Here is a 26,491-nt window from a genome sequence, read left to right on the forward strand (position 1 = left end):
GTGCAGTTATGTACACAGCGCTAAAATCCGAAAAGGACCAGCTCATGCACTGAAATAAATCGTATCCATTCAGCCAATGACGTCAACTTAAGAACTTTCATTAGCAAACTCTCCTAAAGACATGATGGCGTTTAGGCTTATCTACTTTATTGCGGCTGTCCCGGTCGGATTTTAACTTTAGCGCGTATACTTAAAAAGGGCTTGAAAGTTTTTTGGCGCAATAAGTACCTGATAGAGTTTCTGCCTCATTACACCAAATAAAACTGAAAAATTTAAACGATACTCAGTAATTTGATCTGGGTTCCAAGGCCCTTGTGCATCACATATATGAAGCGATAATATATTGCACATGACCAAGTTTGCCCAAAATTCTTGTAATACAGCCTCTCCAGAAAAATTCTCTAACTCTGCTCCTACTTTGAGTCGTTTATAGCACTCCTCTATGTGCCACCTTAACACATAAGCTTTGCTCCAAAGTCTCGGTCAAAAACTCTGTTTCTCAGTTGGCTAATGTCAGCACTATAACTCTTACTTTCTGTCCTTTCATTTTATTTTTTAGCTTTTCATTTTCTAATATAAAATCAAAATCTAATTCGCCAGCGTTCCCATAGCTTACTATAATTTCTTTTTTGCAAGCAAAAAATAAAATCTACTTCCAAATCATAATGCTGCTGAATGAATTTTACTGAAGACGATCATAGATAAATAATAATTTCTCTTGATTTAATAAACGCATTTGAGTGATAACTTCGGGTAATTGCTCTGCCGCCAACGTTTGTTCACCTATATTCCAAGCTGCAAGACGAGCACTACAAATCAGCGAAGTACACAAATCAACAAACAAATTGCCAATGGTGCCTGTTGTTCCATTTGGTTCAAACTCGGATACAATTTTCCCAGAGCTGGGTAATCTCATACCAGAACCATCTGCTGCAATAAGTCTATAGCCTCTCCAACTCAGGTTCATCCTGATAGGCTGTTTGGATGCTTAAATTCTTGAAAGCCTGTATGGCAAATCTTATACCTTGCTTTAGAAAAAGCTTGCTTTGAGGGTACATGTCAATGGCTCCATAAGTTCACATTCTATTCCCAAACTTTTTTTAACTAACTTTAAAATCATAGAAAATACTGTCGAAAAAGCTTGTTCGTGTAAAACTCAACACAATGGATTTTCTGAAAAGTTTTCGAGTATATTATATTTTTAATTTGTAGAATAAGGTTTTTTCCTTTTTGCATATTTCACCTAAAAAGGACACATTTTAGACTTCTTTGTTGAAATAAAACAGAAACAAAAGTGCTGTCCCTTGCACTCTTTGGATAATTTAATGATAAAAAATTTAGAGAGAAATTTTATACACTATCGCTGATATTTTTCCTTAAGTTGACGCCATTGTGTGAACGGTTACGGTTTCCCGTCTTCACCATGCTATATAGAAAAAAGTCTGGATTCCAATTTGCATGACAATATGGAGTATCTGCTTCTTTCATCCCAGTGGGATCTTTTATTCCATTTTATCAACAGTTTGTTTTGCAGTATCAAACAATTTTAATCCTATAATCCCGAATGTAACTAAAATAAAGCATATTACTTCGAATAAATTAACTGGTTCATCAAATAGGTAAACTCCAAGTATCGAAGCTCCTATAGCGCCCACTCCAGTCCAAATTGCATAGCATACTCCGATAGGTATAGAACGTGTAGCGAGCGAAAGTAAATATGTACTAAAAGCCATGGAGAGTATGCTAATTATTGATGGTACGAGATGAGTAAATCCATAACTATGCTTAAGTGTTATGACCCAGAACACTTCAATTAGTGACGATAAGAGTAAATATATCCAATTCATGCATAAATTTTTAGGTTTAAATAGAGAGCTTTAGCCCTATGCTTCCTATTACAATTAAAACGATACATAAAACTTGAGATAAATTAATATTCTCTGTGAAAGTGGTTGCCCCAATTATAGTTATTCCAATTGTGCATATTCCAGAGGAAACTGCATAGCATACCCTAATAGGTAGAAAGCATGCTGCAAGAGATAAAAAGTAAATGCTAATGATCATAATTACCAATGTTGCAATCGAAGGCACAACTTTAGTAAAACTGTTACTAAACTTTAGCGTTACAGCCCACAGTATCTCTAGGATACTAGACAGCAACAAATACAACCAGCACATTTTCGTAACATTTCAATCTTGTATTGTAACAGAAATTGTTAGTTAAAACTACACTAAAGTGCAATAGATCTCTCTTTCGGAATTGCTTTAATATCAAACTTAAAACAACATCCTAAAAAACTTTTCTACGAAATTCAATTCCTGCACGTCATTTGCTGCATAAAGTGGTGTAGTTTGTTGCTCAATACCTGGTATTTCTACAAAAACTTTGCCCACTTCTTGACCTTTTTTAATGGGTGCAGGTATCATATCTTTGTATTCAATACGCACCTTAATTTGGTCATGCAATTTGCGGTTGTAAGTTATGGTAACATCGTTTGCAACTGTAATAGGCACTTTTCTATCTTTTCCATAGAGAACATTTACTTCCTCAACTACGCTGTCTTTAACGAATATTTTCTTAGTGTTAAAATGATTTAAGGAGTATTGTATCAATCTTTTTGCTTCTTCTATTCGCTCTTTCTCAGTGTTTAAACCATTTACGACAGCAAAAATTCTCCTATCATTTCGTTTTGCAGATGCTACAATGCCGTAACCACCAGCATTTGTATAACCGGTTTTTAAGCCATCAACCCCAATATCGTGAAAAAGTAGAAGATTTTTATTCTTTTGTACAATTTCATTATATGTCAAATATTGTTCGGAAAATAAATCATAATGTTCAGGAAAATCGGTGAAAATCCTTTTTGCCAGCATTACCAAGTCTTTTGCGTTCATAAAATGATCTTCATCTGGCCACCCGCTTGAGTTGACAAAATGACTGTCATTCAGATTCAAATTTTGTGCAACTTCATTCATTTCAGCCACAAAATTCTCTTCTGATCCTGCAATGCCCTCGGCTAGTGTTATGCAGGCATCATTGCCTGAGACTATTGTAATTCCTTCAAGTAATTCCCTCACCGTAACGGATTGACCTTCTTTCAAAAACATAGAAGAGCCTCTCCTTTCCCACGCTTTTCTACTTACTCGAAATTTATCCTCCATGTGTATTATTCCAGCTTTTAGATAATCGAAGGCTATATATAAAGTCATTAGCTTGCTCATTGAAGATGGGGCCATTTTTTCATCAGAATTATGGTCAAAAATGAATGAGTCTGAAGCTAAATCTAAGACTACTGCTTGCTTTGCTTTGGTTCTAAACTGGTATGAGTATGAAGAAAAAGGAAGTATAAAAACTAATAGCAAAATTACCAATCTGCTTAACATATCTATAATTTTAAATTTATAGTGCACTAATTAATAGTATAATTTTACAGGGGCATTTCAATAGATCTCTTGCATAAAAATTCCTTGACAAACCTCGCCAGCCCCCTTATCATGAAACTGAAGCTATTTATTTATCTTCTCTGTACAGATTAAATGACAAAAAAACTCACGTATCTGGCGTCTCATGTTTAATTTTTTGCACTATGTGCACCTTATGTCTTTATAAAATTCTAGGTTTTTACCTAATATAAGCTAAAATGCGCTTATAAAGCATTTAAAACATAAAAAAACGCCAACTTAAAAAATGGATAGTGAATAACTAGCTACCCTAGGGTTTCTTTTGCCTTTTTTTCTGTTTAGTAAATTTGTTAAACATTTATGACTAAAGGTTAGTTGCATTAAAAAGCAGCTAAATCGCGGTTATTAAGCGTTTAGAATAAAAAAACGCCATACTTGAAAGTATAATGTAAGTAATTAGCCAACCACGGGGCTTCTTTTGCCTTTTTTTTCGTTTGGTAAATTTCTTAATATTTGTAGCTAAACGACAACCGTCATCCCGCTGCTTGTTAGCGGAATCTATGTTAAGGTATGACGGTCCGCTACTTGTTAGCGCCGCGGCGGTATGACGGTTAAGTATCCCGCTACTTGGATGACAGCAGATCACCTCTTCACAAAAATTTTATCAGTAATACGCATATCAATGATACTCCAATCGCTGAAAGTAAAATCAGTTGTATTTTGCAAGTGGTTTAAATAGTCCCATGCACTATAAGGATTATCTTCAGGCAGTTTCACTGTGGAACCGTTATCAAATATGATATTCCATCTTCTATTCCCTATATAAGCAAAAGAGGAAATGTGGTCACTTAATTGAGTTTTACTCTCTAACACATCTTTAACAAATTCTAGGTTTGATAACGAGTTTTGTCCTGTAATTACAACAAGATCATCTACTGGATAGTCATCTACGATCACTTTGCCTTCGAAATCAATTACCGAGGTCTTGTTATTGTCTTTCCAGAGAGCAAACGGTTTATGTTCATCTATATTAATGTGTAGGGTATTAGGTAAAATTCTGTGAACTCTTACGTATTTTATCCATCTGCTTACGGATTGTATGTTACCGGCAAGTTTTGAAAGTGATATATACAGGATAGGTTGCGTTCTATCTGTCAAACTTAGAATATCTTTTTTGTTTGTAAATTTATTGCCGCTCACAACTACTTCGTCGATTGAAAATCCACTACTGAGTAATAAACTGGATAGGCAGTCATTATACCAAGTAAAGTAGTAATTAAATCGATTTATTATTTTATCAAGTGAGCTGTAGAGTATTAGCGTAAGAAAAAGTGCTGTGATAATAACCAAGGCACACTTGCGCAAAAAACTCCTTTGGCTTCTAGTAACATTGCTCAACATGACTTAAATCCCTAATATTTTTGTGCTGCTTCAATAATAATTTTAACTAATTCATTAAAATTGATTCCTTTTGCCAATTTTGCAATTTCTGGCACTAATGATAACTCAGTAAAGCCAGGATGTGTATTAATCTCAAGCATTTTTAAAGTGTTATTTTTGGGATTATAACGGAAATCTGAGCGGGAAATAGTTTTGCATCCTAAAAATTGATGAATTTTCAGTGCATGTTCCAAGGTCATTTTATATATATTGTCAGGAATTTCAGCAGGAAATATATGTTCTGCAAATCCATCTGTATACTTTGCTTCATAATCATAGAATTTATTTTTTGGTCGTATTTCTATAGTGCCAATTGCTTCATTTAGCAATACAGCAGTATGTAACTCTACACCTGGAATGTATTCTTCTATAATCATCTTTTCCATTATAGTAGAACTGTTATCTTTCAGTTCTAAGTAATCCTCGTGCGAGAAAATTATGTGCACTCCAATACTTGAACCTTCGTTAATTGGTTTTAAGACGTACGGATAATCGATTTTAATATTATTTTTTAGTACATCTTCTCGGCTAATTACATAACCTTTTGGAGTGTCGATACTAAGGGATCGAAATATATGCTTTGACATCACTTTATTCATAGCAACAGCAGAAGCCATAACTCCTGAGTGTGTATATTTTATACCTAAAATCTCCAGTAAACCTTGAATGCAGCCATCTTCACCATAAGGTCCATGCAGAGCGATAAAAGCAAGGTGGGGATTAATTTTTTTAAGCTTTTCAGCAATGTTGCTGTCAACATCTATTTCTATTGCATTATATGAAAGGCTATCAAGCGCCTTTTTTACTGCTTTTCCACTCATAAGCGATACTTCTCTCTCACAAGAAAACCCACCACTTAAAATTGCTATAGTTGGAATCATGGGCATTCTATGTTTTACTATATAGCATATATAAAAGATGCTCTTATCTTCAATAGAAAAAACGCTTTGAAAAATTCTATAGCTCTATCCTATGCACAACTGTACAGACATTGCAATTTGCAGGTGGTGTCATTCCAGTCTGAAATCCAGCTTTTTCATAATCATCAAAACGTTGTATTTTAACATAAAACGGCTACTTTTATACTTAATAAAATTCCTGGATCCCAGTGTCAAGCACTGGGATGACACCGTCATAAAGGAACCAGTGTCAGCTACTCGGATGACATCATCTTTTTTTCTGGATCCAAGTAGTCAGAGCACTGGAATGACATCATAGGGGCTCGGATGACAAAGGAGAGCTACTTGCATGACACCATCTGCCACCTGCAAATTGCAATGTTCGTACGATTGTGCGTCACGCGTTGGAATGACAAAAAAGAGTGAGTTGCTAGTTTTTCATATGGTTATGCAAGGAGTCTGATCTTTTTCTTTGTTAATATTACTCTAAATTTTCGTCAAAATAAGCTGTTTTATCCTTTTTTTCCTTATACTCTTCTGCAGTATAGAGGGGTTGCTTTTTAGCTGTGATATTTGGCCACTTTTGTGAGTATTCTACATTTATATCGTAAAATAACTTGAAAGTTTTTTGTTCGCTGCTCAGCAACTCTTCATCTAGTTCTAAAATATCTTTTATGGAATCATCAGTTACAATTGCATCTACTGGACACTCAGGTATGCACACTCCGCAATCAATACATTCATCTGGGTTAATCACGAGCATGTTTTTGCCTTCATAGAAGCAGTCAACGGGACATACTTCCACGCAGTCTGTATATTTACATTTTATGCATTTATCTGTAACAAAATGCGTCATAAAACACTGTATATTTGCATTATCTTGGGTACACTAAATTGATAAGAAATTCAAGCTTTTTATGAAGATAAATAAATTGAACAACAAAGAATTAGAAGTATGGTTAAGCCTGGCTAGAACCATAGGACCAATAAAGTTTTTTAGTATACTAAGAACACACGGATCGCTAGATGAGGTGCTAAAATATCTCAATAGGGTGGCTAATGATAAGGTGTATGGCATTCAAGATGTACGAGAAGAAATCAATAATGCAGAAAGAATTGGAGCTAAAATTATACCCGCATGTGACCCAGATTACCCTGATCTTTTAAGAAATATCCCTAGTTGTCCTCCTGTAATAACTGCGCTTGGTGATATATCATTATTAAGCCGTGAGATAATTGCAATAATCGGTGGGCGTAACTCTTCAATGAATGGAAGAAATTTTGCCAATAAGTTGGCACTTGATTTAAGTGAAGCTGGTTTTGTTATCATTTCTGGACTTGCAAGAGGAATTGATACTGCAGCAAACAGTGTAATATACAAAAATCACCCCACTATTGCTGTTACAGCAAGCGGAATTGATGTGGTGTATCCAAAAGAGAATTTTGATCTATACAAAAAAATCACTGGGAATGGTGGGTTGGTAATTACTGAGCTTCCATTTGCTACTAAACCAAAGCCTCAGTATTTTCCTCAAAGGAATCGAATTATATCTGGCCTATCGCTAGGTGTTGCAGTGATTGAAGCATCGAAACGTTCTGGCTCTCTAATAACAGCAGATTTTGCTTTAAATCAAGGGAGAGAGGTGTTTGCAGTTTCTGGTTTCCCTTTAGATTCACGCTGTAGTGGTAGTAATTATTTAATTAAAAACGGTGCTAAGCTTATCGAATCCGCTGATGACATAATAGAGAGTATTAGGTTTAGTTTACCTCCGCAGCAAAAAAACCTATTTGATGTTGAGCACCACTCTGTTAACCAAAAACAAGAAAAATTACAACAGGCAAAATCTGTTATAGTTGATCATATTAACTCTGTACCTGTTGATATAGATGAACTTATATTAGCAAGCGGACTTTCTACCAACATAGCTCTAATGGCTCTTTTAGAACTAGAGTTGGAAAACAAAATAGAGCGTTCACCGGGGAATAAAATATCGTTAATTTTCTAGATTACTTTAGCTATACTAGATGTTCGTACAGATATATGCTTGACACTGGAATGATGACATTTATCATAGGATTCTTAGTTGCTGATTTTAGAATTGATAAGAGAAAACTTTTTTTCAACTTGTTGTATAATTTTATAAAAGTGATCGAAATCTAAGCTTGCACTGCCAATTAAAACTCCTGATAAATTTGAAATATTTAACAAATTTTCTATATTTTCTGAACTAACTGAACCACCATATATAATGTGTTTTTTACCAGTACACAATTTTATTACCTCTATCACCTCAGTAATTGCATCATTATTTGGCACATGACCTGTGCCTATTGCCCATATTGGCTCATATGCTACGGTATATTCACCGTGTGTTGGCAAGCGGTTTTTACATTGATATTCTATTACTTCTTTTGTTTTTTCATTCTTATAATCTTCTGAATTTTCACCTACACAGATAATTGGGTGTAAGCCTGATTCTATTGCTATTTCCGACTTAAGTTTTATTTCACTATCTTTTTCATTAGCCCTTTCAGAGTGCCCAAGTATTACGTAAGTACACCCTAGTTCTTTTAACATTTCTGCGCTAATTTCACCTGTGTAAGAACCGGACTTTTTCTGATGGCAATTCTGTGCTCCTATACTAATATTATTGCTTAGCTCTATACTATCTGGCAATGATGTAAAAGGAGGGCAAATCACTAGCTTAGAGGTAATTTCGTTGCTCTTGTTGTTAAGTTTGCCTATAAAGTCAACAAATGAAGAACGCATTCCATTCATTTTCCAATTTGCTACTATTAAAAAGGACATCAACTTTACTTATATGGGCGAGAGTGCCGGCTGTCGGACTTGAACTGACAACCTACTGATTACAAGTCAGTTGCTCTACCAATTGAGCTAAGCCGGCGTTAAACACATTAATAATATACAATTATCAATGAATTTTCGTCAACTAATTTTTAAAATACTGTATAATGAAAATAATATGAAAAAATTTTTACTGAAGCCAAAAAAGAGTCTAGGGCAAAATTTTATTTTATCGAGTGAGATAACAAAAAAAATCGTCGCTTTAGCTGGTAGTCTGGAAAATTTTAATGTCATTGAAATTGGTCCTGGATATGGTGCATTAACAAGAGAAATATTGGTGCATAATCCAAAGTCTCTACTTTCTATAGAAAAAGATAGAGATTTAGTAAAACACCATGACCAACTGCTAAATGAGCATCAAGGAAAGTATAGAATTATAGAAGCGGATGCACTGCATGTTACAGAAGAAGAGCTGATAGAGCGCCCAGTTAAAGTTATTGCTAACTTGCCTTACAATATCTCGGTAGTGTTATTTTTAAAGTGGTTAAATAATATAAAATTTTTTACGAACTTGACATTAATGTTTCAAAAAGAGGTAGCAGATCGCATTACGGCAAGACCCAATTCTAAAGATTATGGTTCCTTATCAGTGCTAAGCCAGTTGCTATGTGATATAAAAAAGGAATTTGATATTGAACCTAAAGAGTTTTTTCCAAGACCAAAAATACATTCTTCAGTAATTACAGTAAATCCTTTGCCTACCCCAAAGTTTGCAGTAAATTTGGAAACCTTAACAAGATTAACACGTGTCGTTTTTTCTCAAAGAAGAAAGATGCTGAGAAATAGCTTGCAAAATATAACGAACCACGCTGAAACTGTCCTTGAAAACGCTAAATTGAGCGGAAACCAGCGTCCAGAAAACTTAACTATTGAGCAGTTTTGTTTGCTGGCAAATAATGTAGAATGCTTATTTTGCAATAAAATGTATTAGCAACCATATAGCTTTTCTATCTCCTAAAAACAGTTAGAGCTATACAATTAAAGGCTCCTAGCTAATTTTGCCTATTGCAATTTAATTAATTGGCGTATAAGCTTTAAATAAAGCCTATGAAAAAAATGGAAGCTTGTTATTCGTTTGACGATATACTTCTTTTGCCAGCCTATTCTAATATATTGCCTTGCGATGCAGATACAAAAACTTATTTAACAAATAGTATAGAACTAAATATCCCTCTCATATCCTCTGCAATGGATACTGTTACTGAATCGGGCTTTGCAATAGCTATTGCCCAACATGGAGGGATAGGTTGCATACATAAGAATTTATCAATAGATGAACAAGTTTTAGAAGTGAGAAGGGTGAAAAAATATGAAAGTTGGATCGTGTATAACCCAATTACGATTTCACCGGATAAAACAGTTGCGGAAGCAATTTCATTAATGAGAGAGCAAAATTATTCTGGCATTCCTGTAGTCGATCAACGCAAGTTAGTTGGAATTTTAACTAACCGAGATGTGAGATTTATTGAAGACCAGAACATGAATGTAAAAGTTTCCGAAGTGATGACAAAAGATAAGTTAGTGACAGTGCGGGAGCAGGGAGTGAATAGTGCCTCAGCAATGAAATTGTTGCATGAAAATAGAATAGAAAAGCTTTTGGTCGTAGATGAAAATTCTTGTTGTATAGGTTTAATTACGGTTAAAGACATTGAAAAATACAATAGATACCCAAATTCATGTAAAGACAGTAAAGGGCGTCTCAGAGTTGCCGCTGCAATTGGCACTGGTAAAAAAGATGGTATAGACAGATGTGAAGCTTTGATCGGAGAAGAAGTTGATGTAGTTGTTGTGGATACTGCTCACGGTCATTCCGAAAACGTTATCAATACCATTAGGGAAATAAAAAAGATGTATCCTAATACGCAATTAATTGGCGGAAACATTGCAACAAAGGAGGCTGCTGAAGCGTTGATTGATGCGGGTGTTGATGCAGTGAAGGTTGGAATAGGACCAGGATCAATCTGTACAACCAGAATAGTTACAGGTGTTGGTGTGCCACAATTCTCTGCAATCAAGAATGTTGCAGAGGCGTGTAGAGCAAGAAACGTCAGACTAATTGCTGATGGTGGGGTAAAATACTCAGGAGATGTTGCAAAAGCTATTGCAGCTGGTGCTGACTCTGTGATGATTGGTTCGATTTTTGCTGGCACTGACGAAAGCCCAGGTGAGATTATTATGTATAAGGGCAGAGCATATAAAGGCTATCGAGGAATGGGATCTATTAGTGCAATGAAACGAGGTTCAGCTAGCCGTTATTTTCAAGATAAAGATTCAAAACTCAAATTAGTTCCACAAGGAGTGGAAGGAAGAGTTCCATTCAAAGGTCCAGCTTCAGGAGTAATCCATCAATTGATTGGCGGATTGCAAGCTGCAATGGGGTATACTGGTAATAGGAATATAGAAGAGATGAAAAAAAATTGTAAATTTGTTACTATTACTGCATCAGGATTAAGAGAGAGTCACGCTCATGATATAGTCATTACACAAGAAGCTCCAAATTATGCTTATCAAACGTCCAATTTGTCAACCGATTCGGAGTAGTCCAGAAAAAGTAGAGAGAAAGTTAAGACGTTTTTGGAGTAAAATAAAACGTTTTTTCAAAATATGACAAATAGAAGAGAATATACAGCAGAATTCAAATTAGAAGCTGTTAAGCTGGTTAAAGAAACAGGTCAAGCAAGTACAAAAATAGCAAAAGATCTAGGTATAGATGGCAGTATGTTAAGTAAGAAAATATGATGGAAAAATGTCTGGAGCATACGCATTTCCAGGCAAAGGCTCCTTATGACAAAGAAAGATTTAATCTAAAAAAAGAACTAACAAGAGAAAGAGACATCTTAAAAAAAGCCCTGGGCAAAGAAAAAGAGTAAAGTATTCTTTTATATAGAAATTGCTATAAAACACAGGAACTATGTAGGGTTTTGTACTGGTGGTATTGGTTGCTAAGGAAAAAAGCAGTAAAGAATTAGCAAAAGAAGGGCTTCTAGCAGATATTCAAAAAATACATCAAGCTTCTAAATGCAGATATGGAGCCCCTAAAATTCACGCTGAATTAAAAGCTTTAGGCAAAAATTAAAACAGTACAAAGTGTTATGCAAGAAAATGGCATTAAAGCCAAGCTTAGACGAAGGTTCAAAAATAAAAAACAGCAAATAAGCAACCGAGTTGTGGCTCCGAACACATTGGATCAAAATTTTACTACTGATCAGCCAAATAAAGTTTGGGATTACCTACATAAAAACTAAAGAAGGTTGTTGGCGGCAATAATTGACCTATATTCACGCATGGTGGTTAATGAGTAACATGATAATTAGTTATAGATTCTTTATTGATGGCCGTTGATAAACGCAAGCCCGATAAAAATCTGCTGTTACATAGCGATCAAGGGTCACAGTATACCTCTCAAAATTACCAATTTCTATTGAATACAAAAAACATCATTTCCAGCATGAGCCATAAGGGCTGTTGTTACGATAACTCTGTTGCAGAAAAGTTCACTTAAAAGGGAGCTGCTTATTGATACTTCTCGCTCAACAAACCAGAACTGCCATATTTGAATACATAGAAATCTTTTGTAACAAATAACGTAGACATTCTACTATTAACTATTGCATTCCTGCACAATTTATTCTCATGATAAAAACGTCTTAACTTTCTCTCTACTTTTTCTGGGTAAGGTCAAATAGAGAATTTTACAAAAATCTATTTTTAACTTACAATCAATTATTACAATTTTAAACCTACAACTTATGTATAACAGACTTATAGTCAAATCTTTTTCAGTATTATGCATCTGTTTATTTGCTTTATACATAACACTGCCAAATTTCTTTGATAATAAGCTTTTTATTTCGAAAAAAAGAATAAACTTAGGCCTTGACCTGAAAGGAGGGGCATCTTTGCTTTTAAACATAGACTTAGACTTCTATTTTAAGGAAAAGCTAAGCATGCTAGCTAACGAAATAAAAGAGACATTGCTAACAAAAAATATTGAATCTAACGTACAAAATAGCGTTATAACTTTAAATAATATTGATGATTATAAAAAAGCATCTGTGTTGATTAATGCGATAAATCCAAATTTAGAACTAAATAGAAAAGATTCTTCGATTCTCATTTCGTATAAACCCCATTATAAAAATTCTTTGATCAGTGAAGTAGCTGCAGAATCAATAAACAATGTCCAGCGCCGTTTGGACAAACTTGGCACAAAGGAAGTCAGCGTTCAAAAACAAGGGCAGAATAAAATATTAGTGCAGGTGCCTGGAGTAGAAGATACCAAGCAGATAAAATCTCTGCTTGGCAAAACTGCTAAGCTAGCTTTTCATTTGGCAAACACTAACATAGCCAAGGTGCAGGATATAGACCATGAAACCACTGTCATGCTCAAGGATTCTTTAGGCAATTCTTATCCAATATTCCGCAAAACTGAAATAGGTGGCGATTCGCTGGTTAACGCATCAGTTAGATTTGGTCACTTAGGTAAACCAACAGTGCATTTTAAATTTGACAGCATAGCGAGTAAAAGATTCGCGAAAATCACTAAAGAAAATGTAGGAAAACCTTTTGCAATTGTTCTGGATAACACAGTCTTAACAGTACCTACAATACGTGAGCCAATTTTAAATGGAGAGGGAGAAATTAGCGGTAATTTTACTGAAAAACAAGCAAGCGAACTTGCAATACTTTTAAAATCTGGAGCACTGCCAGCACCACTTAAAATAATTGAAGAAAAAAACATTGGCCCAAGTCTTGGAGAAGAATCAATAAAGGCAGGGGAAATGGCAGCAACAATCTCTATTATAGCCGTGGCTTTATTTATAATCATCACTTACGGCAAATTAGGTGTATTGGCCTCTGTTGCACTTTTTTCTAATGTAGTTCTTATATTATCAATTCTCACTCTGCTTGAAGCAACTCTAACTTTACCTGGAATTGCCGGTATTGCACTTACTGTTGGTATGGCGGTGGATGCAAATGTTTTAATATTTGAGCGAATTCGTGAGGAAATCAAATCTGGCAAGAGAGTGGAACGTGCTATTGAAGAAGGGTTTAAAAACGCTATAAAGACAATACTGGATTCAAATATCACTACATTAATTGCTGCAGGAATAATGTTCATTATTGGCAGTGGAGCAATTAGAGGCTTTTCTGTCACTTTATCAATAGGAATTTTATGTTCGATGTTTTCTGCAATCACAGTCACAAAACTCCTGATAGAGTTGTGTATGAACCCGAAGGAACTAGTGCTTTGTTAGTCAACCACCTTCATTCCTACAACGTTATATCCTGAATCGACGTGCAAAATTTCTCCAGTAGTGCCACTACTTAAGTCGCTTAATAAGTATAACGCTGCCTTGCCAACATCCTCTATTGTAACATTGCGTCTGAGCGGAGAATTATTTCTATTCCATTCTGATATGGAGTGAAAATCGCTTATTCCAGAAGATGCTAAAGTTCTGATTGGACCAGCGGAAATTGCATTTACTCTGATATTTTGTGGCCCGAGATCACATGCTATATATTTTATACTTGCTTCAAGTGCTGCTTTACATAAACCCATAACGTTATAATTTGGCATAACTTTTTCAGCGCCATAATAAGATAAAGTAAGCAAACTACCACCACCTGACATCATTTTTTCAGCTCTTTGTGCTAAAGCAGTGAAAGAATAGCACGATATATGCATTGCATTGAGGAAGTTATCCAGTGAAGTATTGACATATTTACCATCTAACTCATTTTTATCGGAGAATGCTATTGCATGCACCAAAAAGTCAAGAGTACCCCATTTTTTCTCTATTATTTCGAAAGCGTTATCTATGATTTTTTCATTTGAAACGTCGCAGTGTAATATTAGCTCCACATTTAGTTCATCTGCTATTGGTGATAGTTTTTCTTTTATTATTTCATTCTGGTAGGTGATTGCAAGTTCTGCTCCGTGCTCTGAGAGAGTTTTTGCTATACCGTATGCTATTGATCTCTTATTTATTATTCCGGTTATTAATCCCTTTTTGCCTTGTAATAGACTTGTCGTCATAGAACTATCTGTTTTTTTATAATTTGGAATATTAACTAGGTAAAGTCAAGATATCACTATGTTTTAAAATATTTTTTGCAGTAACTTGAAGTCTATAAACAGTAATCTTGATTCTTCTACAACAAAGCCATCCCATATGACATTTTGCCTATACCCAATTAAGCATATTAATAAGTAAGTAAATCTTAATATAATCTTATTATACTTATAAATACGCTGTATAGAATGAAAGTATGGATGATTTCATAACTGCAAGAAGAAAAGATGATGCTGTGGTATCTGTTTGTCAGGATAATAAGAAAAAAAACGTGTTAATTTTAGGGCTCAATCAAGTTGCAAGGGATTTGTTAAAATATGAAGAGAAGAATTTGCTTAATAAGCCATTAATTAATATCTTAAGCACAAGAGCAGCTGACAACGTGAAGAATTATTTAGAGTATACCGAAAATGGACACGATTTACTTGATATACTACCTAAAGTGATAGATTTTTCCTTAATTGATGCTAAGGGAGAAGATATCAGGACAAAAGTAAAAGTTTTCCGCACTGCACAATTTGCCAGTAATAAAATAAATTATGAGCTATTAATACGTGATATCAGTTTGTCCCATAAATTAGGAATCTTTAGAGATGAATATCTAATGGGTAAGAAATATAAAAACCATGACTTATTCGATATACCGGGCAATGAGTCCACTATTCTAGAGTTATACGTTATATTGAATTTCGCCTTTCAACATCAAATTAATGCAGCTATAGGAATAATTGGCTTAAATAGTAGCTGTAGCGAGACAAATGATGCACTGAAAGTTGTCATAGAACATTTTTATAAAAATTGCCGTAGTGATGATTTTCTAGGGTATATTGATGAGAATAAAGTGCTTTTTGTTTTGATTAACTGCGATGTAAAAAGTACATCTAAAATAATTAATCGTATACATTCTGCCATTAATAAGCAGTTATTAATGCAAAAATTACCAAGTGTATCAATAATTTATGGGAATATAGCTCAAAAACAGGCAGCAAAATCTACCAGCGGTGCCTTCTGAAAAGTTGTTTTTTATTTATATTGAGTTTAAACTTAAATTTTTATAAAGATTTAAGTTTATTTATGAAGTTAAAGTACTACCTGGTAGCACTGCTTTCATCATTGTTTTTGCAGAATAGTGCTAGCTCTAAAACAATTTTGGATAAGGAAATATTTTATGCAGAACTAGACGGAAAAATAGATTTGAGATTCGGCTACGCCTTCAACAGAGATTCTTTCAATGCTAAGCCTAAGGATAAAACTTCAAGTTATTCATACTTGCGCTTTCTTTATTTACAGCAAGTTTATCCAAATACTCAAATGGGGGTTAATGTTAAGGCAGGGGTTTCTGGTATTGCAAACCTAAAAGCGTTAGACATAGAAAAGTTAGACATGGAGGAATGGTATTTTATCATAAAAAACCAGGAACTTGGATCAATTGAATATGGTAAAAGAAGTTTAGTTGGTCAGAGCATGTTAATTAACACTTCAAAAATTTATGCAGCTGCTGGAGGAGTAAATGGTCATTGGACAAACTATGCAAATTTGCGCGGTGATCATAAAAAGGATGGTGACCCTGGATATGATCAAGACAAGGTGTTCTGGGTCAAGCCCAATATTTATAGCGATTATAATGAACTCGGACTAGGGCTAAAACAATCATCAATTAACTACATCTCCCCTGAAATCTATAACTTTCAACTCGGATTCAGTTATGTTCCAGGAAAAAATAACTTACAGTACAGCAATTTAATTGCTGCTGGCCTTTCCTATAAAAACAGCTTGTCAGATGATATAGGTTTTACTACTGCCTTAACTGGTGAATTTGCAAGAGAAAATTTAACTGATTGCTCAGATGGGACTTCTAAAAATTATGAATGCCGCAATCAATTACTACACTGGAATTTTGGTTTGAAGCTAAAATTGTTCGATCTTGATTGCATTTTTTCGTATGGTAATGGTGGTAAATCTGGTGAGAAGCGTAATCCTGAAACAAATAATACGTATTATATGAATGCAGGTATCGCTTACCGTTCTGATTCTTACAAATCGAGCTTAACATATTTTAGTAGTGGTAGGGATATTGCAGGCGAAGGTACAAACGAGTTAACATCATATGCTTTAAGTCTTGAAAATTCTCTTTTTTTAGGTACTTCATACTATTTCGATATTGTAAAGTTTAGTACAAAAGAGCCTAAAATAGAAAATAACAACTCTGGTTATGTGTTCTTGGCTGGACTGAAATTAAGTTTTTAATATTGCCTCCTTCCAACACTCTTTTCTGTCATCCAAGGTAACCGTTCACACTTAATTTTTCAATCTCACTCATGGAGAGGCCAGTAAACTGACCTTATCCAGAAAAAGTGGAGAGAAAGAAAGGAGTTTTTTCGGGTAAAATAAAATTTTGGAGGATTAGAAATGGTAAGAGAATATACAGCAGAATTCAAATTGGAAGCTGTTAAACTGGCAAATGAACAAAGAAAGGCAGGTCAAACAATTACAAAAATAGCAAGAGATTTAGGAATAAAGGGTGGTTTATTAGGAAAATGGATAAAGAAACACAACGAAAAAAAGTCGGCAGCAGATGCATTTCCAGGTAGAGGTAACATGGCTCCTTACGACAAAGAGAGGTTTGATTTACAAAGCAAGAGTAACAAGGGAAAGAGACATTTAAAAAAAAGCCCTGGCCAGTCAAAAAGAGTAAAATATTTTTTTATATAGTAACTGCTATAAAGTACAGGAATTATGTAGGATTTTCTGCTAGTGGCTACTATAAGTGGACCACAAGAAAAATAAGCAGTAGAGAATCAGCAAATAAAGAGCTACTCGCAGCTATTCAAAAAATATATCAAGTTTCTAAATGTAGATATGGAGCTCCTAAAATTCATGCTGAATTGAAGGCTTTGGGTAAAAGTTGCAATTTGAAAACGGTGCAAAGTATTATGCAGAAAAATGACATCAGGGCTATACTGAGAAGAAAGTTTAAAATTAAAAAACAACAAACAGATAATAGAGCTGTAGCTCCCAATATACTAGATCAAAACTTTATTGTTGATCAACCAAATAAAGTATGGGATTACTTACATCAAAACCAAGGAGGGACTCCGCCAACAATATTGCAATAAACCTGAAACTTGAGAAGACTATTTCCCGAAAGCTTCTACAAAAAGAACGGAGAGTTGAATTTATTTATAGAGCTAATGATCAAATAACCATATGTCTCGATGGATAATATATGGTAGAGCTCATGGGCAACAAGAAATTAATAGTTCGTATTAGTTGTAGTTATGAAGTAAATCGATTAGCAGAGTTGTATCTATTAGATGCATATGAAAAATTAGTGTTAAGTAAACCAATAAAAGCGAGCAAAAAGGAAGAAAACTCTGAATATAAGAAAGTAGATTTGAGGACGGTAAAATGGTAACAGTTAGTTTATATGCAAGAGTTTCTTCAGGGAAGCAAGCACAAGAAGATACAATAGCAAGCCAAATTGCTACTATAGAGAATCAAATTAGTATGGATGGACATAAATTATTAAATGAATATAAATTTATTGATAATGGTTATAGTGGTTCTAACATAATCCGTCCTGGTTTGGAAAAATTACGTGATAAAATAGCAGAAGGTAACATTGATAAGGTTTATATTCATTCTCCTGATCGTTTATCTCGTAAGTATGCATATCAGATGATATTACTTGAAGAGTTTAAGAAATTAGGAGTGGAAGTCATTTTTTTAAATCATCAAATTAGCGATAATCCAGAATCTCAATTACTATTACAAATGCAAGGTATGATAGCAGAATACGAACGTGCAAAAATCATGGAACGAAGTCGTCGAGGAAAGATTTATGCAGCAAATAAGGGTTGTATAAGTGTAATGAGTGCTGCTCCTTATGGCTATCGTTATATAAACAAAAATACAGAAACAGGACAGGCCTTATTTGAGATTTATGAAGAAGAAGCTGAAGTTGTTCGTAAAGTATTTTCTTGGGTAGGAAGAGAAAGAGCCAGTATAGGAGAAGTATGTCGTAGGCTAAGTGCTATGTCCATTATGACGAGAACTGGAAAAGAGTATTGGGATAGGGCTGTAGTTTTGAGTATGTTAAAAAACTCTGCTTATAAAGGACAAGCAGCTTTTGGTAAAACAAGGTTTGGTGTCAAACTAAAACATATAAGACCGAAAAAAAACTCCTGCGAGCATCCAAAAGATAATTATTCTACTTATCCTGTTCCAAAAGAGGATTGGATTTATATTAAAGTACCTAGTATAGTAAGCGAAGATTTATTTGAAATCGTTCAAGAACAATTAGCTGAGAATAGAAAAATAGCAAGAACAAGACAAAGAGGAGCAAGACATTTATTGCAAGGTTTAGTAGTATGTAAGCTTTGCAATTATGCATATTATGGTACTAGCACTGCAAGGAATAAGGAGGGGGAAAAAACTAATAATCAGGTATATTATCGTTGTGTTGGCACGGATTCATACCGTTTTGGCGGTAATAAAATGTGTAACAACAAATTAATTCGTACAGATACATTAGACATGGCTGTGTGGGAAGAGGTAAAACATCTATTAAAAAATCCAAATAGAATATTAGAGGAGTATAAACGTAGACTTTCAGAACTTAAAAAATCACCACTAGATCAAAAAAGTGCTTTGCTTGAAATACAAGAAGATAAGTTAAAACGAGGTATTGCAAGGTTAATTGATAGTTATGCTCAAGAATATATTGATCAAGAAGAATTTGAGCCAAGAATTAAAGCAATGAAACAAAACTTAAAAATGGTTGAAGAACAAAAGAAAAAGATATTTGATCAGAAAAAACTCACACAAGAGTTAACTCTAGTAGTAACAAATTTAGAGGGGTTTTCCTCTAGTATTAACTCAAGTCTTAATAATGCAGACTGGCTAACTAAACGTGATATTATTAGAACGTTAGTTAAGCGAATTGAGATTAATTTTGAGGATGTAAACATTGTGTTTAGAGTAAAAGAGCTTCCAGACTCTTTTCATATGGAGAAAAATCAATGCTTGCAATGTTGTTGTAGGGGTAGGTGTTTCTTTTCTTGGTATGGCTTCAAATAGACCTTTAAAAATTTTCTACATGCAAACTGAAATTGAATATGAATATATGAAAGAACGTTTGCAACAACTTGATAATGAACTTTTGAATGTAGCTGCTAACAACTTAATCATTACGCCAAAAGTGCACTTATCATTTAATCATGATGAAATAAGTGAAATTAAGGAGATTGTAAATGAACGCTTTAAACCTGATGTTTTAGCCATAGATCCATTACGTAACATCTTTAGCAGTGAATATGGGAATGAAAATGATAATAGTGCTATGCTGTTCTTTCTGCAAAAGACTCTTGAGAAGCTACGCAGTGCTGTCAATCCAGATGCTTGTATTGTACTCACTCATCATACAAAAAAATTATCGAAAAAGATGCTCGAAGAAGATCCATTTCAAGGCCTAAGTGGTGCTGGATCTTTACGTGGATTTTACAGTACTGGTATGGTGATGTTTGCTCATGATGAAGAAAGCAGTGCACGCCAGATAGTATTTGAGCTTCGCAATGGTGAACGCGTGCCAAACAAACTTGTCGATAAGATAAATAGTCATTGGCAGCTAATGGAATAGCTAACTTTCACTTTAAAGTCAACTTATAGGAGAGCGTATGCTACAAGATTTTTTAACTGATTTTAATAATGCAAAACTGCAAAGCAGTTTAATACCGAAAGGTACAATAGTCAAGGTAAAAATGGCAATAAAGCCTGGAGGTTATGAAAATTGGTTCACTAAAAACTACACTACTGGCAGTATCTATTTAAATGCAGAATTTACCGTCACTGAAGGCCCATATGCAAAACGCAAGATTTTTCAGATTATAGGTATCAAAAATGGCAAAGCAGAAGGTGAAGAAGACATCTGGGGAGAATCTGGACGTTCTATGCTGCGTAGTATTTTGGAATCATCCAGAAATATTCATGCAAATGACACTTCAGAGAAAGCAGTTACTGCTAGAAGAATCAACTCTATAGCTGATTTCAACGATTTAGAGTTTACAGCAAAAGTAGGCGTTGAAACTAATAATACGTACGGAGATAGGAATAGGATTACTACAGTTATTACTCCAGAATTACAAAAAAGTTTTCAAGATGATTGGTTGCCATTTTGAAGTATGACGAAGGAAAGTTGTGGGCTGCTGTTATTACTAGAGCTATTCAGGATGCAGCAGGAAAAAACCCTAAACTTAAAAAAGAGGCTTGTCAATGGATTCGCTCACGATCTTTTGAAACTGTTTGTGAGCTGGCTAATCTTGACTTTAAACGTCTAAAAAATATGTTGAACAAATTTGGAATAAACAAGGAGAATTTTATGGATTTTTCATCTAAAAATGCTTTGAAAATAAAATCATTATTAATTAATAACATCAAAGATTGTTTATCTTATTTGTTACCTGAAGGCAAATCTTACCAAGATAAATTCTATATTGGAAGTAGAAATGGAAATAAGATAATAGTTGAAATGGAAGGAGAAAATGCAGGAAATTGGTACAACCTGATCGAAGAAAAGAAAGGAAATATAATAGACCTTTGGACTTTAGTTAAAGGTAATATAGATTCTGTTGAGACATGGTTGAACGGTAAAGATGAAAGAAGTTCCGCATTACAAGAAAAACAAAACGAAGGAAAAGCATTTTCTGTACACCATTACTTAAATGACAAATCACCAATGCCACAAGATATAATAGGCCCAAGAATTTTGACACCAGGTGGTCTTTTGGTCATAGGTGGTACTCCAAAGATTGGCAAAAGTCATTTTCTTCTTTCTCTATTAGTACATCTGGCAGCAGGAAGATCATTTCTTGGCATGAAGCCTACAAGGCCGCTAAAAATATTCTATCTACAAAACGAAATGGAATATGATTACATTAGAGAACGTATACAACAACTCAACAAACTTCCTCATTTAGCAACAGAAAACTTAGTTGTTACGAACAAGATGAATTTGACCTTAAATGAAGAAGGTATAGAAAAAATAAAAGATATGATAGCTGAAAAATTTGACTTAGTTGTGATTGATTCTCCTTATAATTCCGTTAACTATGGTCTGCAGCATGCAATAGAAAAACTACGCTCCAAGATTAACCCTATGGCTGGAATAATCATCACAAATCACACCAAAAAAGTATCTATTTCTACATTGGAAAAGAACCCATTTCAAGCTCTCGTTGGTGCTAACGCTTTAAGAAGTTTTTATACATCTGGAATAGTAATATTTCAACCCAATAAACGTACAAATATCTTACAAGTAGTATATGAACTTAGAAACGGTAGATCTATACCAACAAAATTCATCAATAAGATTAATGGATGTTGGAAAACTGCTAACGTTATAGCTAGAACATAAAAATTCTTCAGGTAGGTATGGATATTTATTGTCCACAAAGAAATGGACATTATAAATTATTAGGGAAGAAAGAACAATTAAGAACTCAACTCCTATCAAATATAAGGTCATGTCTTTCTTATTTACTGCCAAGAGGAACTTTTCGTGGTGATAAGTTCTATGTAGGTGATCTACAAGGCAATAAAGGACAAAGTATGATAGTGGAGTTAACTGGCAGTAAAGCCGGATTATGGCATGATTTTTCTACCGAAGAAGGAGGAGATATTTTTGATCTTTGGGCTGCTGTTACTGGAAAAAATCAATTTACTGATACGATAGAAGATATTGCTAAGTGGATTGGTTATTCGGAAAAAAATAACACTCTGGGGCAACCAACGGCATCATGGAACTATTACGATGAAAGTGATCAAGTGATTGTTACAGTTTATCGTTATAACACTGATTCAGGAAAAAGATATCTTCCTTTTGATGTAAAAAGGTCTAGTTTTACTCTACCAGAGACCAGGCCTTTATATAATATTCCAGGTATCGTGAAATCTGATAAGGTGATTTTAGTTGAAGGTGAAAAGTGTGCAGATGCTCTGATAGAGCAAGGTATGACTGCCACAACTGCAATGTTAGGAGCAAATGCACCAATAGAAAAAACAGACTGGTCACCACTTAAGGGCAAGCATGTTATTATTTGGCCAGACAATGATGAACCAGGTAAACAATATGCTGAGAAAGTTGTGAAAAAGCTTACTTTTCTTGGTGTTTTATCACTTACTCTTCTTGAAATACCGGAGAATAAACCAAAGGGATGGGATTCAGCTGATGGTATAGAAGAAAAGATGAATATTCCTGAATTCATTGAAAATAACTCGAAAAAAATCATCGTTAAGCAATTGCTTAATATTCAAGAATGGAGCGTAGAACGTTTTATAGGTCCAGTACCGGAGCAAAAGTTTCTTGTTGAAGGGTTATTTCCTTTAGGAGTGACATCTATTCTAGCTGCAATGGGAGATACTGGTAAAGGTATGCTTCTGCTTGATTTAGCACTGAAAGTTGCGAGTAGAAAAGATCAGCCATGTGGTTTTGGCCCACTTGTTACTGAGCATGGATCTGTGGTAATATTCTCTGCAGAAGATGATATGAGTGAAATACATCGTCGTTTAGAGCGTCTTGATTCGCAATGCGAGAGATTAAAATATAAGGATAGGCTCTTTATTGTACCATTACCAAATGTTAGTGGATCACTTACAATCATAAAGAGTGTTTCAGGTAAAGTTATAGAGACTTCTCCTGAATTTGAATTGATAACAAAACAACTTAATAAAATAAAAAACTTAAAATTAATCGTATTTGATCCACTTGCATCATTTGTGCACGCTGATTTAAATACTGACCCAGCCGTAGGCGATTATTTGATGTCTTTATTATCTGATTTAGCAGGTAGCACTGGAGCATCAATAATTACTGCTCATCATATGAGAAAGCCAAAAAGTGAAAAACCTATATCGACTGTTGAGCAAGCACGTGATGCCATTAGAGGTACATCTGCTCTTGTTAATGGTGTTAGGTGTTCATACGCTTTTTGGTCTGTGGAAGATACAGCTAAACCGACAATTTTTAAATCAATAGGAGAATCTGTAAGACAGAACGCATTATTTTATGGAGCAATTGTTAAAGCAAACGGTTTGGCTGATCGCACTTTACGCACTTATTTAAGAAATGAAGAAACAGGATTGTTAGAGGACATAACTGAAAGATTAAGAATAAAAAATATGAACGAAAAAGATTCAAAGCAGCATCTTATAACTGCAATTACACGAGCAGCAATTTCTGGACATCCATTTACCCATACAGGAAGTACAGGAGTGTATAAACAGCGGCATAGACTACCTGAGGAGTTTCACAGTATAGGAAGAGATAGAATGGAGCGTATAGTTCAAGAGCTGTTACAAACACGGAAGCTGGTTAAGGGAATGGCTACTGGTTCAAAAGAAGATAAATGGCTTGACATTCCTAGCGGACCATTTGCTCGCGGCGTTGGAAAGTTTAGCTGTGGAGCTGAGCTATTCTCCTAAAAAATTTTTCTGATATAAAAAAATATTTTGATTTTTGCGGACGAATTTTGAACTCACCGTACATATATAATATAGGGGGCTTAATTAAAAATGTCAATACTCACACAGTCAGGAAGAGCAGCAATAGCAGCCAGCATAAAAGAGCAATCTCTACATCTTGCTTGGGGAACAGGTGATTCAAGTTGGGAAAGTAGCCACAAAGTAGAAAAAACTTTCGTTAAGGGTGAAATAAAATTTGATCATCAACCTATTTTTGATCGTCAACCTATTAAAGATGTGAAGGTTTTTACAGGGCAAACAACTTATCAGCCAAGTATTGACTATACAGTTAATGGCAGTACTGGTGTAATAAAACTTACGGAAAATAGCTCTATTCCAGTAAGTGATAAAGTTACTGTAGAGTATAGTGAAAGCACACCACCAGAGCTGATAACTTCTGAAAAGCTGCTCAATGAACTTGGCAGACGTACTGCAGACGAAGTGCTATTCTGCACAGGTGATGAAAACGGTGAACTTATAACTCCATCTGGAAGGTTTAGGGTGTGGCGTAGGGACACAAAGAATGCTTAAAAATGAGCAAACTAAGTGCAAAGCTGCACAATAGATGAGGGTGGGCCCCTCGAAGTCGGTTTGCAAGAACAGGCTTCAAACAGCCATAAGCTGCTGTGGTAAAGAGCCATGGTAGTGAGCGTTATGGAAAAGGTGCAATTATGCATCATGTGTAAAATAGAGAGGCGAATGAAAATGAACCACTGATGAAGTGTCGAAATTCCAAAGACGACGTCAAAACCATGGGCTCCTCAATCTCTTGGGATAAACCTATCAGGAACTTGTTTACTGGATAGGTGGCGTCCGGCATAGAGGTGGCGTGAATCTATTTTAGGCTATTGTGTGGAACTGCGGGAACCTGTCGTTTCGATGATAAGGGAGAAGTCCAAGGAGCTAAACTCTAAGGATGAGAGTACCGATGCGAAGAACAGGGGCGGATCAGCTCGTAGTAGTGAAGAAGTTTCTGTAATGGAAATGGAGCGAAGGGGCTGGGTTATTTAGTTTTAATTATTTATCAACCGAAAGGGGAGGAATTAATGAGTAAAACAAAGTCTTTTAACATACCGAAGCAGCTTATTTGGAGAGCTTATAAACAAGTATCGAAGAATAAAGGAGCTGCTGGTGTGGATGAGGTTTCGATAGCAAAGTTTGAGGAAAATCTAAAAGATAATCTCTACAAATTATGGAATCGGATGTCATCTGGAAGTTATTTTCCAGAGCCTGTAAAAGCTGTAGCAATACCGAAAGGTACTGGAGGAGGAAAAAGAATTTTAGGTGTTCCTTCAGTATTTGATAGGATAGGGCAAACGGCTGCTGCTATGTATCTGGAGCCGCTAGTAGAAACAAAATTCCATGAGGATTCATATGGTTATAGATCAAATAAATCTGCATTGGATGCGGTAGATACAGCGCGTAAAAGATGCTGGAGGTACAATTGGGTGATAGATCTTGATATATCAGGATTTTTCGACAATCTGGACCACGAGTTGGCATTGCAAGCTATCAAAAAGTACACAGACTGCAAATGGATCATAATGTATGCTGAAAGATGGATGAAAGCTCCAATTCAGCAAGCAGACGGTAGTAGGGTAGTGAGGGATAAAGGAGTTCCGCAGGGAGGTTCAATAAGCCCGATGATCTCAAACATATTTATGCATCATGTATTTGATGAATGGATGAGAGAGAAGTACCCGACAATACCATTTGAGAGGTATGTAGATGATGTGATAGTACACTGTAAAACTCTCAGGCAGGCAGAATTTATGAAAGTAATGATCGAAGAAAGATTGGCTGAGTTTAAACTGAGGTTGCATTCTGAAAAGACACAGGTAGTATATTGTAAGAATAGCAACAGTAAGAATGCATTTCCTAAACAAAGTTTTGATTTTCTAGGGTACACTTTTAGACCTAGAGAAGCAAAGAGTAAAATAGGGAAATATTTCGTTGGATTTCTACCTGCGATTAGCAATGAGGCCAAGAAAAAGATCACTCAAACCATAAGGTCGTGGAAAATACACCAATTTACAGGAAAAAAGTTAGAGAAAATATCAAAGGAAGTAAATCCAATAGTCAGAGGCTGGTGTCAGTATTATGGCAGGTTTTACCAAACGGAGATGTATAAACTGCTTAATAATGTAGAGAGGCACCTAGAAAAGTGGGTAAAAAGGAAATATCAGATTGGAAAAAGACTAGCGAGGGAACTTCTAGGAAAAATGAGAAAAGAAAATCCGAATACTTTCTACCACTGGAGTCTAGTATGGGAATCAAAGGACTGAATAATG

At 35.0% G+C, this 26,491-nt stretch carries 26 protein-coding genes, 1 tRNA gene and 5 pseudogenes; 21 read left to right on the forward strand and 11 right to left on the reverse strand.

Annotation, left to right across the window (positions count from 1 at the left end):
* Positions 1-100 precede the first annotated feature (100 nt).
* From AAGD79_RS03945 to AAGD79_RS03975, 7 genes and pseudogenes are all read right to left on the reverse strand, one after another.
* Positions 101-1,236, reverse strand: a pseudogene (locus AAGD79_RS03945) (transposase).
* Between the two features lie 266 nt (positions 1,237-1,502).
* Positions 1,503-1,847, reverse strand: coding sequence for a multidrug efflux SMR transporter (locus AAGD79_RS03950; RefSeq protein WP_341811151.1), 345 nt, complete (start codon positions 1,845-1,847; stop codon positions 1,503-1,505).
* Positions 1,848-1,863: 16 nt separating this feature from the next.
* Positions 1,864-2,163, reverse strand: a complete 300-nt coding sequence (locus AAGD79_RS03955) for a DMT family transporter (protein WP_244662759.1) — start codon at positions 2,161-2,163, stop codon at positions 1,864-1,866.
* A 114-nt stretch (positions 2,164-2,277) separates the two neighbouring features.
* Positions 2,278-3,384 carry a D-alanyl-D-alanine carboxypeptidase family protein gene (locus tag AAGD79_RS03960; RefSeq protein ID WP_341811152.1) on the reverse strand — a complete coding sequence of 369 codons (1,107 nt, stop codon included), beginning with the start codon at positions 3,382-3,384 and terminating at the stop codon, positions 2,278-2,280.
* Positions 3,385-4,044: 660 nt separating this feature from the next.
* Positions 4,045-4,803 (reverse strand): cell division protein FtsQ/DivIB, encoded by a 759-nt coding sequence (locus tag AAGD79_RS03965; protein WP_264339297.1) that lies wholly within the window; start codon positions 4,801-4,803, stop codon positions 4,045-4,047.
* Positions 4,784-5,729, reverse strand: a pseudogene (locus AAGD79_RS03970) (D-alanine--D-alanine ligase). Before AAGD79_RS03970 ends, AAGD79_RS03965 begins: the two are co-directional and overlap by 20 nt.
* Before the next feature lie 493 nt (positions 5,730-6,222).
* Positions 6,223-6,597 (reverse strand): ferredoxin family protein, encoded by a 375-nt coding sequence (locus tag AAGD79_RS03975; RefSeq protein ID WP_010082601.1) that lies wholly within the window; start codon positions 6,595-6,597, stop codon positions 6,223-6,225.
* Between the two features lie 61 nt (positions 6,598-6,658).
* On the opposite strand from AAGD79_RS03975, the gene dprA reads away from it, so the two are divergent.
* A complete protein-coding gene (gene dprA, locus AAGD79_RS03980) occupies positions 6,659-7,747 on the forward strand; it encodes a DNA-processing protein DprA (RefSeq protein WP_341811153.1) in 1,089 nt (362 codons plus the stop codon).
* A 74-nt stretch (positions 7,748-7,821) separates the two neighbouring features.
* Here dprA and AAGD79_RS03985 read toward each other — a convergent pair whose 3' ends face one another.
* Positions 7,822-8,550: a triosephosphate isomerase gene (locus AAGD79_RS03985; RefSeq protein ID WP_341811154.1), complete on the reverse strand. Its 729-nt coding sequence runs from the start codon at positions 8,548-8,550 to the stop codon at positions 7,822-7,824.
* 24 nt (positions 8,551-8,574) lie between these two features.
* A tRNA-Thr gene (locus AAGD79_RS03990) sits at positions 8,575-8,647 on the reverse strand.
* A gap of 78 nt (positions 8,648-8,725) precedes the next feature.
* Here AAGD79_RS03990 and rsmA point away from each other — a divergent pair.
* The 6 genes from rsmA (at position 8,726) to AAGD79_RS07000 (ending at position 12,109) form a co-directional block, all read left to right on the forward strand.
* Positions 8,726-9,538, forward strand: a complete 813-nt coding sequence (gene rsmA / locus AAGD79_RS03995; RefSeq protein ID WP_209472716.1) for a 16S rRNA (adenine(1518)-N(6)/adenine(1519)-N(6))-dimethyltransferase RsmA — start codon at positions 8,726-8,728, stop codon at positions 9,536-9,538.
* 116 nt (positions 9,539-9,654) lie between these two features.
* Positions 9,655-11,148, forward strand: a complete 1,494-nt coding sequence (gene guaB, locus AAGD79_RS04000) for an IMP dehydrogenase (protein ID WP_341811155.1) — start codon at positions 9,655-9,657, stop codon at positions 11,146-11,148.
* Positions 11,149-11,211: 63 nt separating this feature from the next.
* On the forward strand, positions 11,212-11,346 hold the full coding sequence (locus tag AAGD79_RS04005) for an IS3 family transposase (protein WP_007548354.1): 135 nt from the start codon (positions 11,212-11,214) through the stop codon (positions 11,344-11,346).
* The gene (locus tag AAGD79_RS04010; protein ID WP_341811156.1) at positions 11,346-11,477 is read left to right on the forward strand and encodes a hypothetical protein; all 132 of its coding nucleotides are present in this window, start codon (positions 11,346-11,348) and stop codon (positions 11,475-11,477) included. Before AAGD79_RS04005 ends, AAGD79_RS04010 begins: the two co-directional genes overlap by 1 nt.
* A 59-nt stretch (positions 11,478-11,536) precedes the next feature.
* Complete coding sequence (locus AAGD79_RS04015) at positions 11,537-11,683, forward strand: IS3 family transposase (protein WP_007548352.1); 147 nt, start codon at positions 11,537-11,539, stop codon at positions 11,681-11,683.
* Between the two features lie 255 nt (positions 11,684-11,938).
* Positions 11,939-12,109, forward strand: coding sequence for a DDE-type integrase/transposase/recombinase (locus AAGD79_RS07000; RefSeq protein WP_080717647.1), 171 nt, complete (start codon positions 11,939-11,941; stop codon positions 12,107-12,109).
* Positions 12,110-12,238: 129 nt separating this feature from the next.
* Here AAGD79_RS07000 and AAGD79_RS04020 read toward each other — a convergent pair whose 3' ends face one another.
* Positions 12,239-12,520 carry a hypothetical protein gene (locus AAGD79_RS04020; RefSeq protein ID WP_039964338.1) on the reverse strand — a complete coding sequence of 94 codons (282 nt, stop codon included), beginning with the start codon at positions 12,518-12,520 and terminating at the stop codon, positions 12,239-12,241.
* Here AAGD79_RS04020 and secD point away from each other — a divergent pair.
* Positions 12,507-13,865: a protein translocase subunit SecD gene (gene secD / locus AAGD79_RS04025; protein WP_237357366.1), complete on the forward strand. Its 1,359-nt coding sequence runs from the start codon at positions 12,507-12,509 to the stop codon at positions 13,863-13,865. The genes AAGD79_RS04020 and secD overlap by 14 nt on opposite strands.
* Here the strand turns inward: secD and AAGD79_RS04030 are convergent.
* On the reverse strand, positions 13,862-14,647 hold the full coding sequence (locus AAGD79_RS04030) for an enoyl-ACP reductase (protein ID WP_341811157.1): 786 nt from the start codon (positions 14,645-14,647) through the stop codon (positions 13,862-13,864). The two genes, secD and AAGD79_RS04030, sit on opposite strands and share 4 nt — an antisense overlap.
* 233 nt (positions 14,648-14,880) lie before the next feature.
* On the opposite strand from AAGD79_RS04030, the gene AAGD79_RS04035 reads away from it, so the two are divergent.
* The 13 genes and pseudogenes from AAGD79_RS04035 to ltrA all read left to right on the forward strand — a co-directional run bounded on the left by AAGD79_RS04035 (position 14,881) and on the right by ltrA (position 26,485).
* Positions 14,881-15,696 carry a hypothetical protein gene (locus tag AAGD79_RS04035; protein WP_341811158.1) on the forward strand — a complete coding sequence of 272 codons (816 nt, stop codon included), beginning with the start codon at positions 14,881-14,883 and terminating at the stop codon, positions 15,694-15,696.
* 62 nt (positions 15,697-15,758) lie between these two features.
* Positions 15,759-16,931, forward strand: coding sequence for a porin (locus AAGD79_RS04040; RefSeq protein ID WP_341811159.1), 1,173 nt, complete (start codon positions 15,759-15,761; stop codon positions 16,929-16,931).
* A gap of 162 nt (positions 16,932-17,093) precedes the next feature.
* On the forward strand, positions 17,094-17,396 hold the full coding sequence (locus tag AAGD79_RS04045) for a transposase (protein WP_081600753.1): 303 nt from the start codon (positions 17,094-17,096) through the stop codon (positions 17,394-17,396).
* A 122-nt stretch (positions 17,397-17,518) separates the two neighbouring features.
* A pseudogene (locus tag AAGD79_RS04050) lies at positions 17,519-17,599 on the forward strand (hypothetical protein); the annotation flags it as partial.
* An 18-nt stretch (positions 17,600-17,617) separates the two neighbouring features.
* The gene (locus AAGD79_RS04055; RefSeq protein ID WP_341811145.1) at positions 17,618-17,800 is read left to right on the forward strand and encodes a hypothetical protein; all 183 of its coding nucleotides are present in this window, start codon (positions 17,618-17,620) and stop codon (positions 17,798-17,800) included.
* A 122-nt stretch (positions 17,801-17,922) separates the two neighbouring features.
* Positions 17,923-18,099: a hypothetical protein gene (locus AAGD79_RS04060; RefSeq protein ID WP_182319925.1), complete on the forward strand. Its 177-nt coding sequence runs from the start codon at positions 17,923-17,925 to the stop codon at positions 18,097-18,099.
* Complete coding sequence (locus AAGD79_RS04065) at positions 18,093-19,763, forward strand: recombinase family protein (protein WP_341811143.1); 1,671 nt, start codon at positions 18,093-18,095, stop codon at positions 19,761-19,763. Before AAGD79_RS04060 ends, AAGD79_RS04065 begins: the two co-directional genes overlap by 7 nt.
* Positions 19,717-20,322: pseudogene (locus AAGD79_RS04070) on the forward strand (AAA family ATPase); the annotation flags it as partial. The gene AAGD79_RS04065 and the pseudogene AAGD79_RS04070, both read left to right, overlap by 47 nt.
* A gap of 37 nt (positions 20,323-20,359) precedes the next feature.
* Positions 20,360-20,860 (forward strand): hypothetical protein, encoded by a 501-nt coding sequence (locus tag AAGD79_RS04075; RefSeq protein ID WP_265023922.1) that lies wholly within the window; start codon positions 20,360-20,362, stop codon positions 20,858-20,860.
* Complete coding sequence (locus tag AAGD79_RS04080) at positions 20,845-22,095, forward strand: AAA family ATPase (protein ID WP_341811142.1); 1,251 nt, start codon at positions 20,845-20,847, stop codon at positions 22,093-22,095. Before AAGD79_RS04075 ends, AAGD79_RS04080 begins: the two co-directional genes overlap by 16 nt.
* 17 nt (positions 22,096-22,112) lie before the next feature.
* Positions 22,113-24,161 (forward strand): AAA family ATPase, encoded by a 2,049-nt coding sequence (locus tag AAGD79_RS04085; RefSeq protein WP_341811141.1) that lies wholly within the window; start codon positions 22,113-22,115, stop codon positions 24,159-24,161.
* Between the two features lie 90 nt (positions 24,162-24,251).
* Positions 24,252-24,725 (forward strand): annotated as a pseudogene (locus AAGD79_RS04090) (hypothetical protein); the annotation flags it as partial.
* 521 nt (positions 24,726-25,246) lie between these two features.
* Positions 25,247-26,485 carry a group II intron reverse transcriptase/maturase gene (ltrA, locus tag AAGD79_RS04095; RefSeq protein ID WP_341811160.1) on the forward strand — a complete coding sequence of 413 codons (1,239 nt, stop codon included), beginning with the start codon at positions 25,247-25,249 and terminating at the stop codon, positions 26,483-26,485.
* The last annotated feature ends 6 nt before the right edge of the window (positions 26,486-26,491 follow it).

Source organism: Wolbachia endosymbiont (group A) of Oxytorus armatus (assembly GCF_964027005.1).
Classification (GTDB): domain Bacteria; phylum Pseudomonadota; class Alphaproteobacteria; order Rickettsiales; family Anaplasmataceae; genus Wolbachia; species Wolbachia pipientis.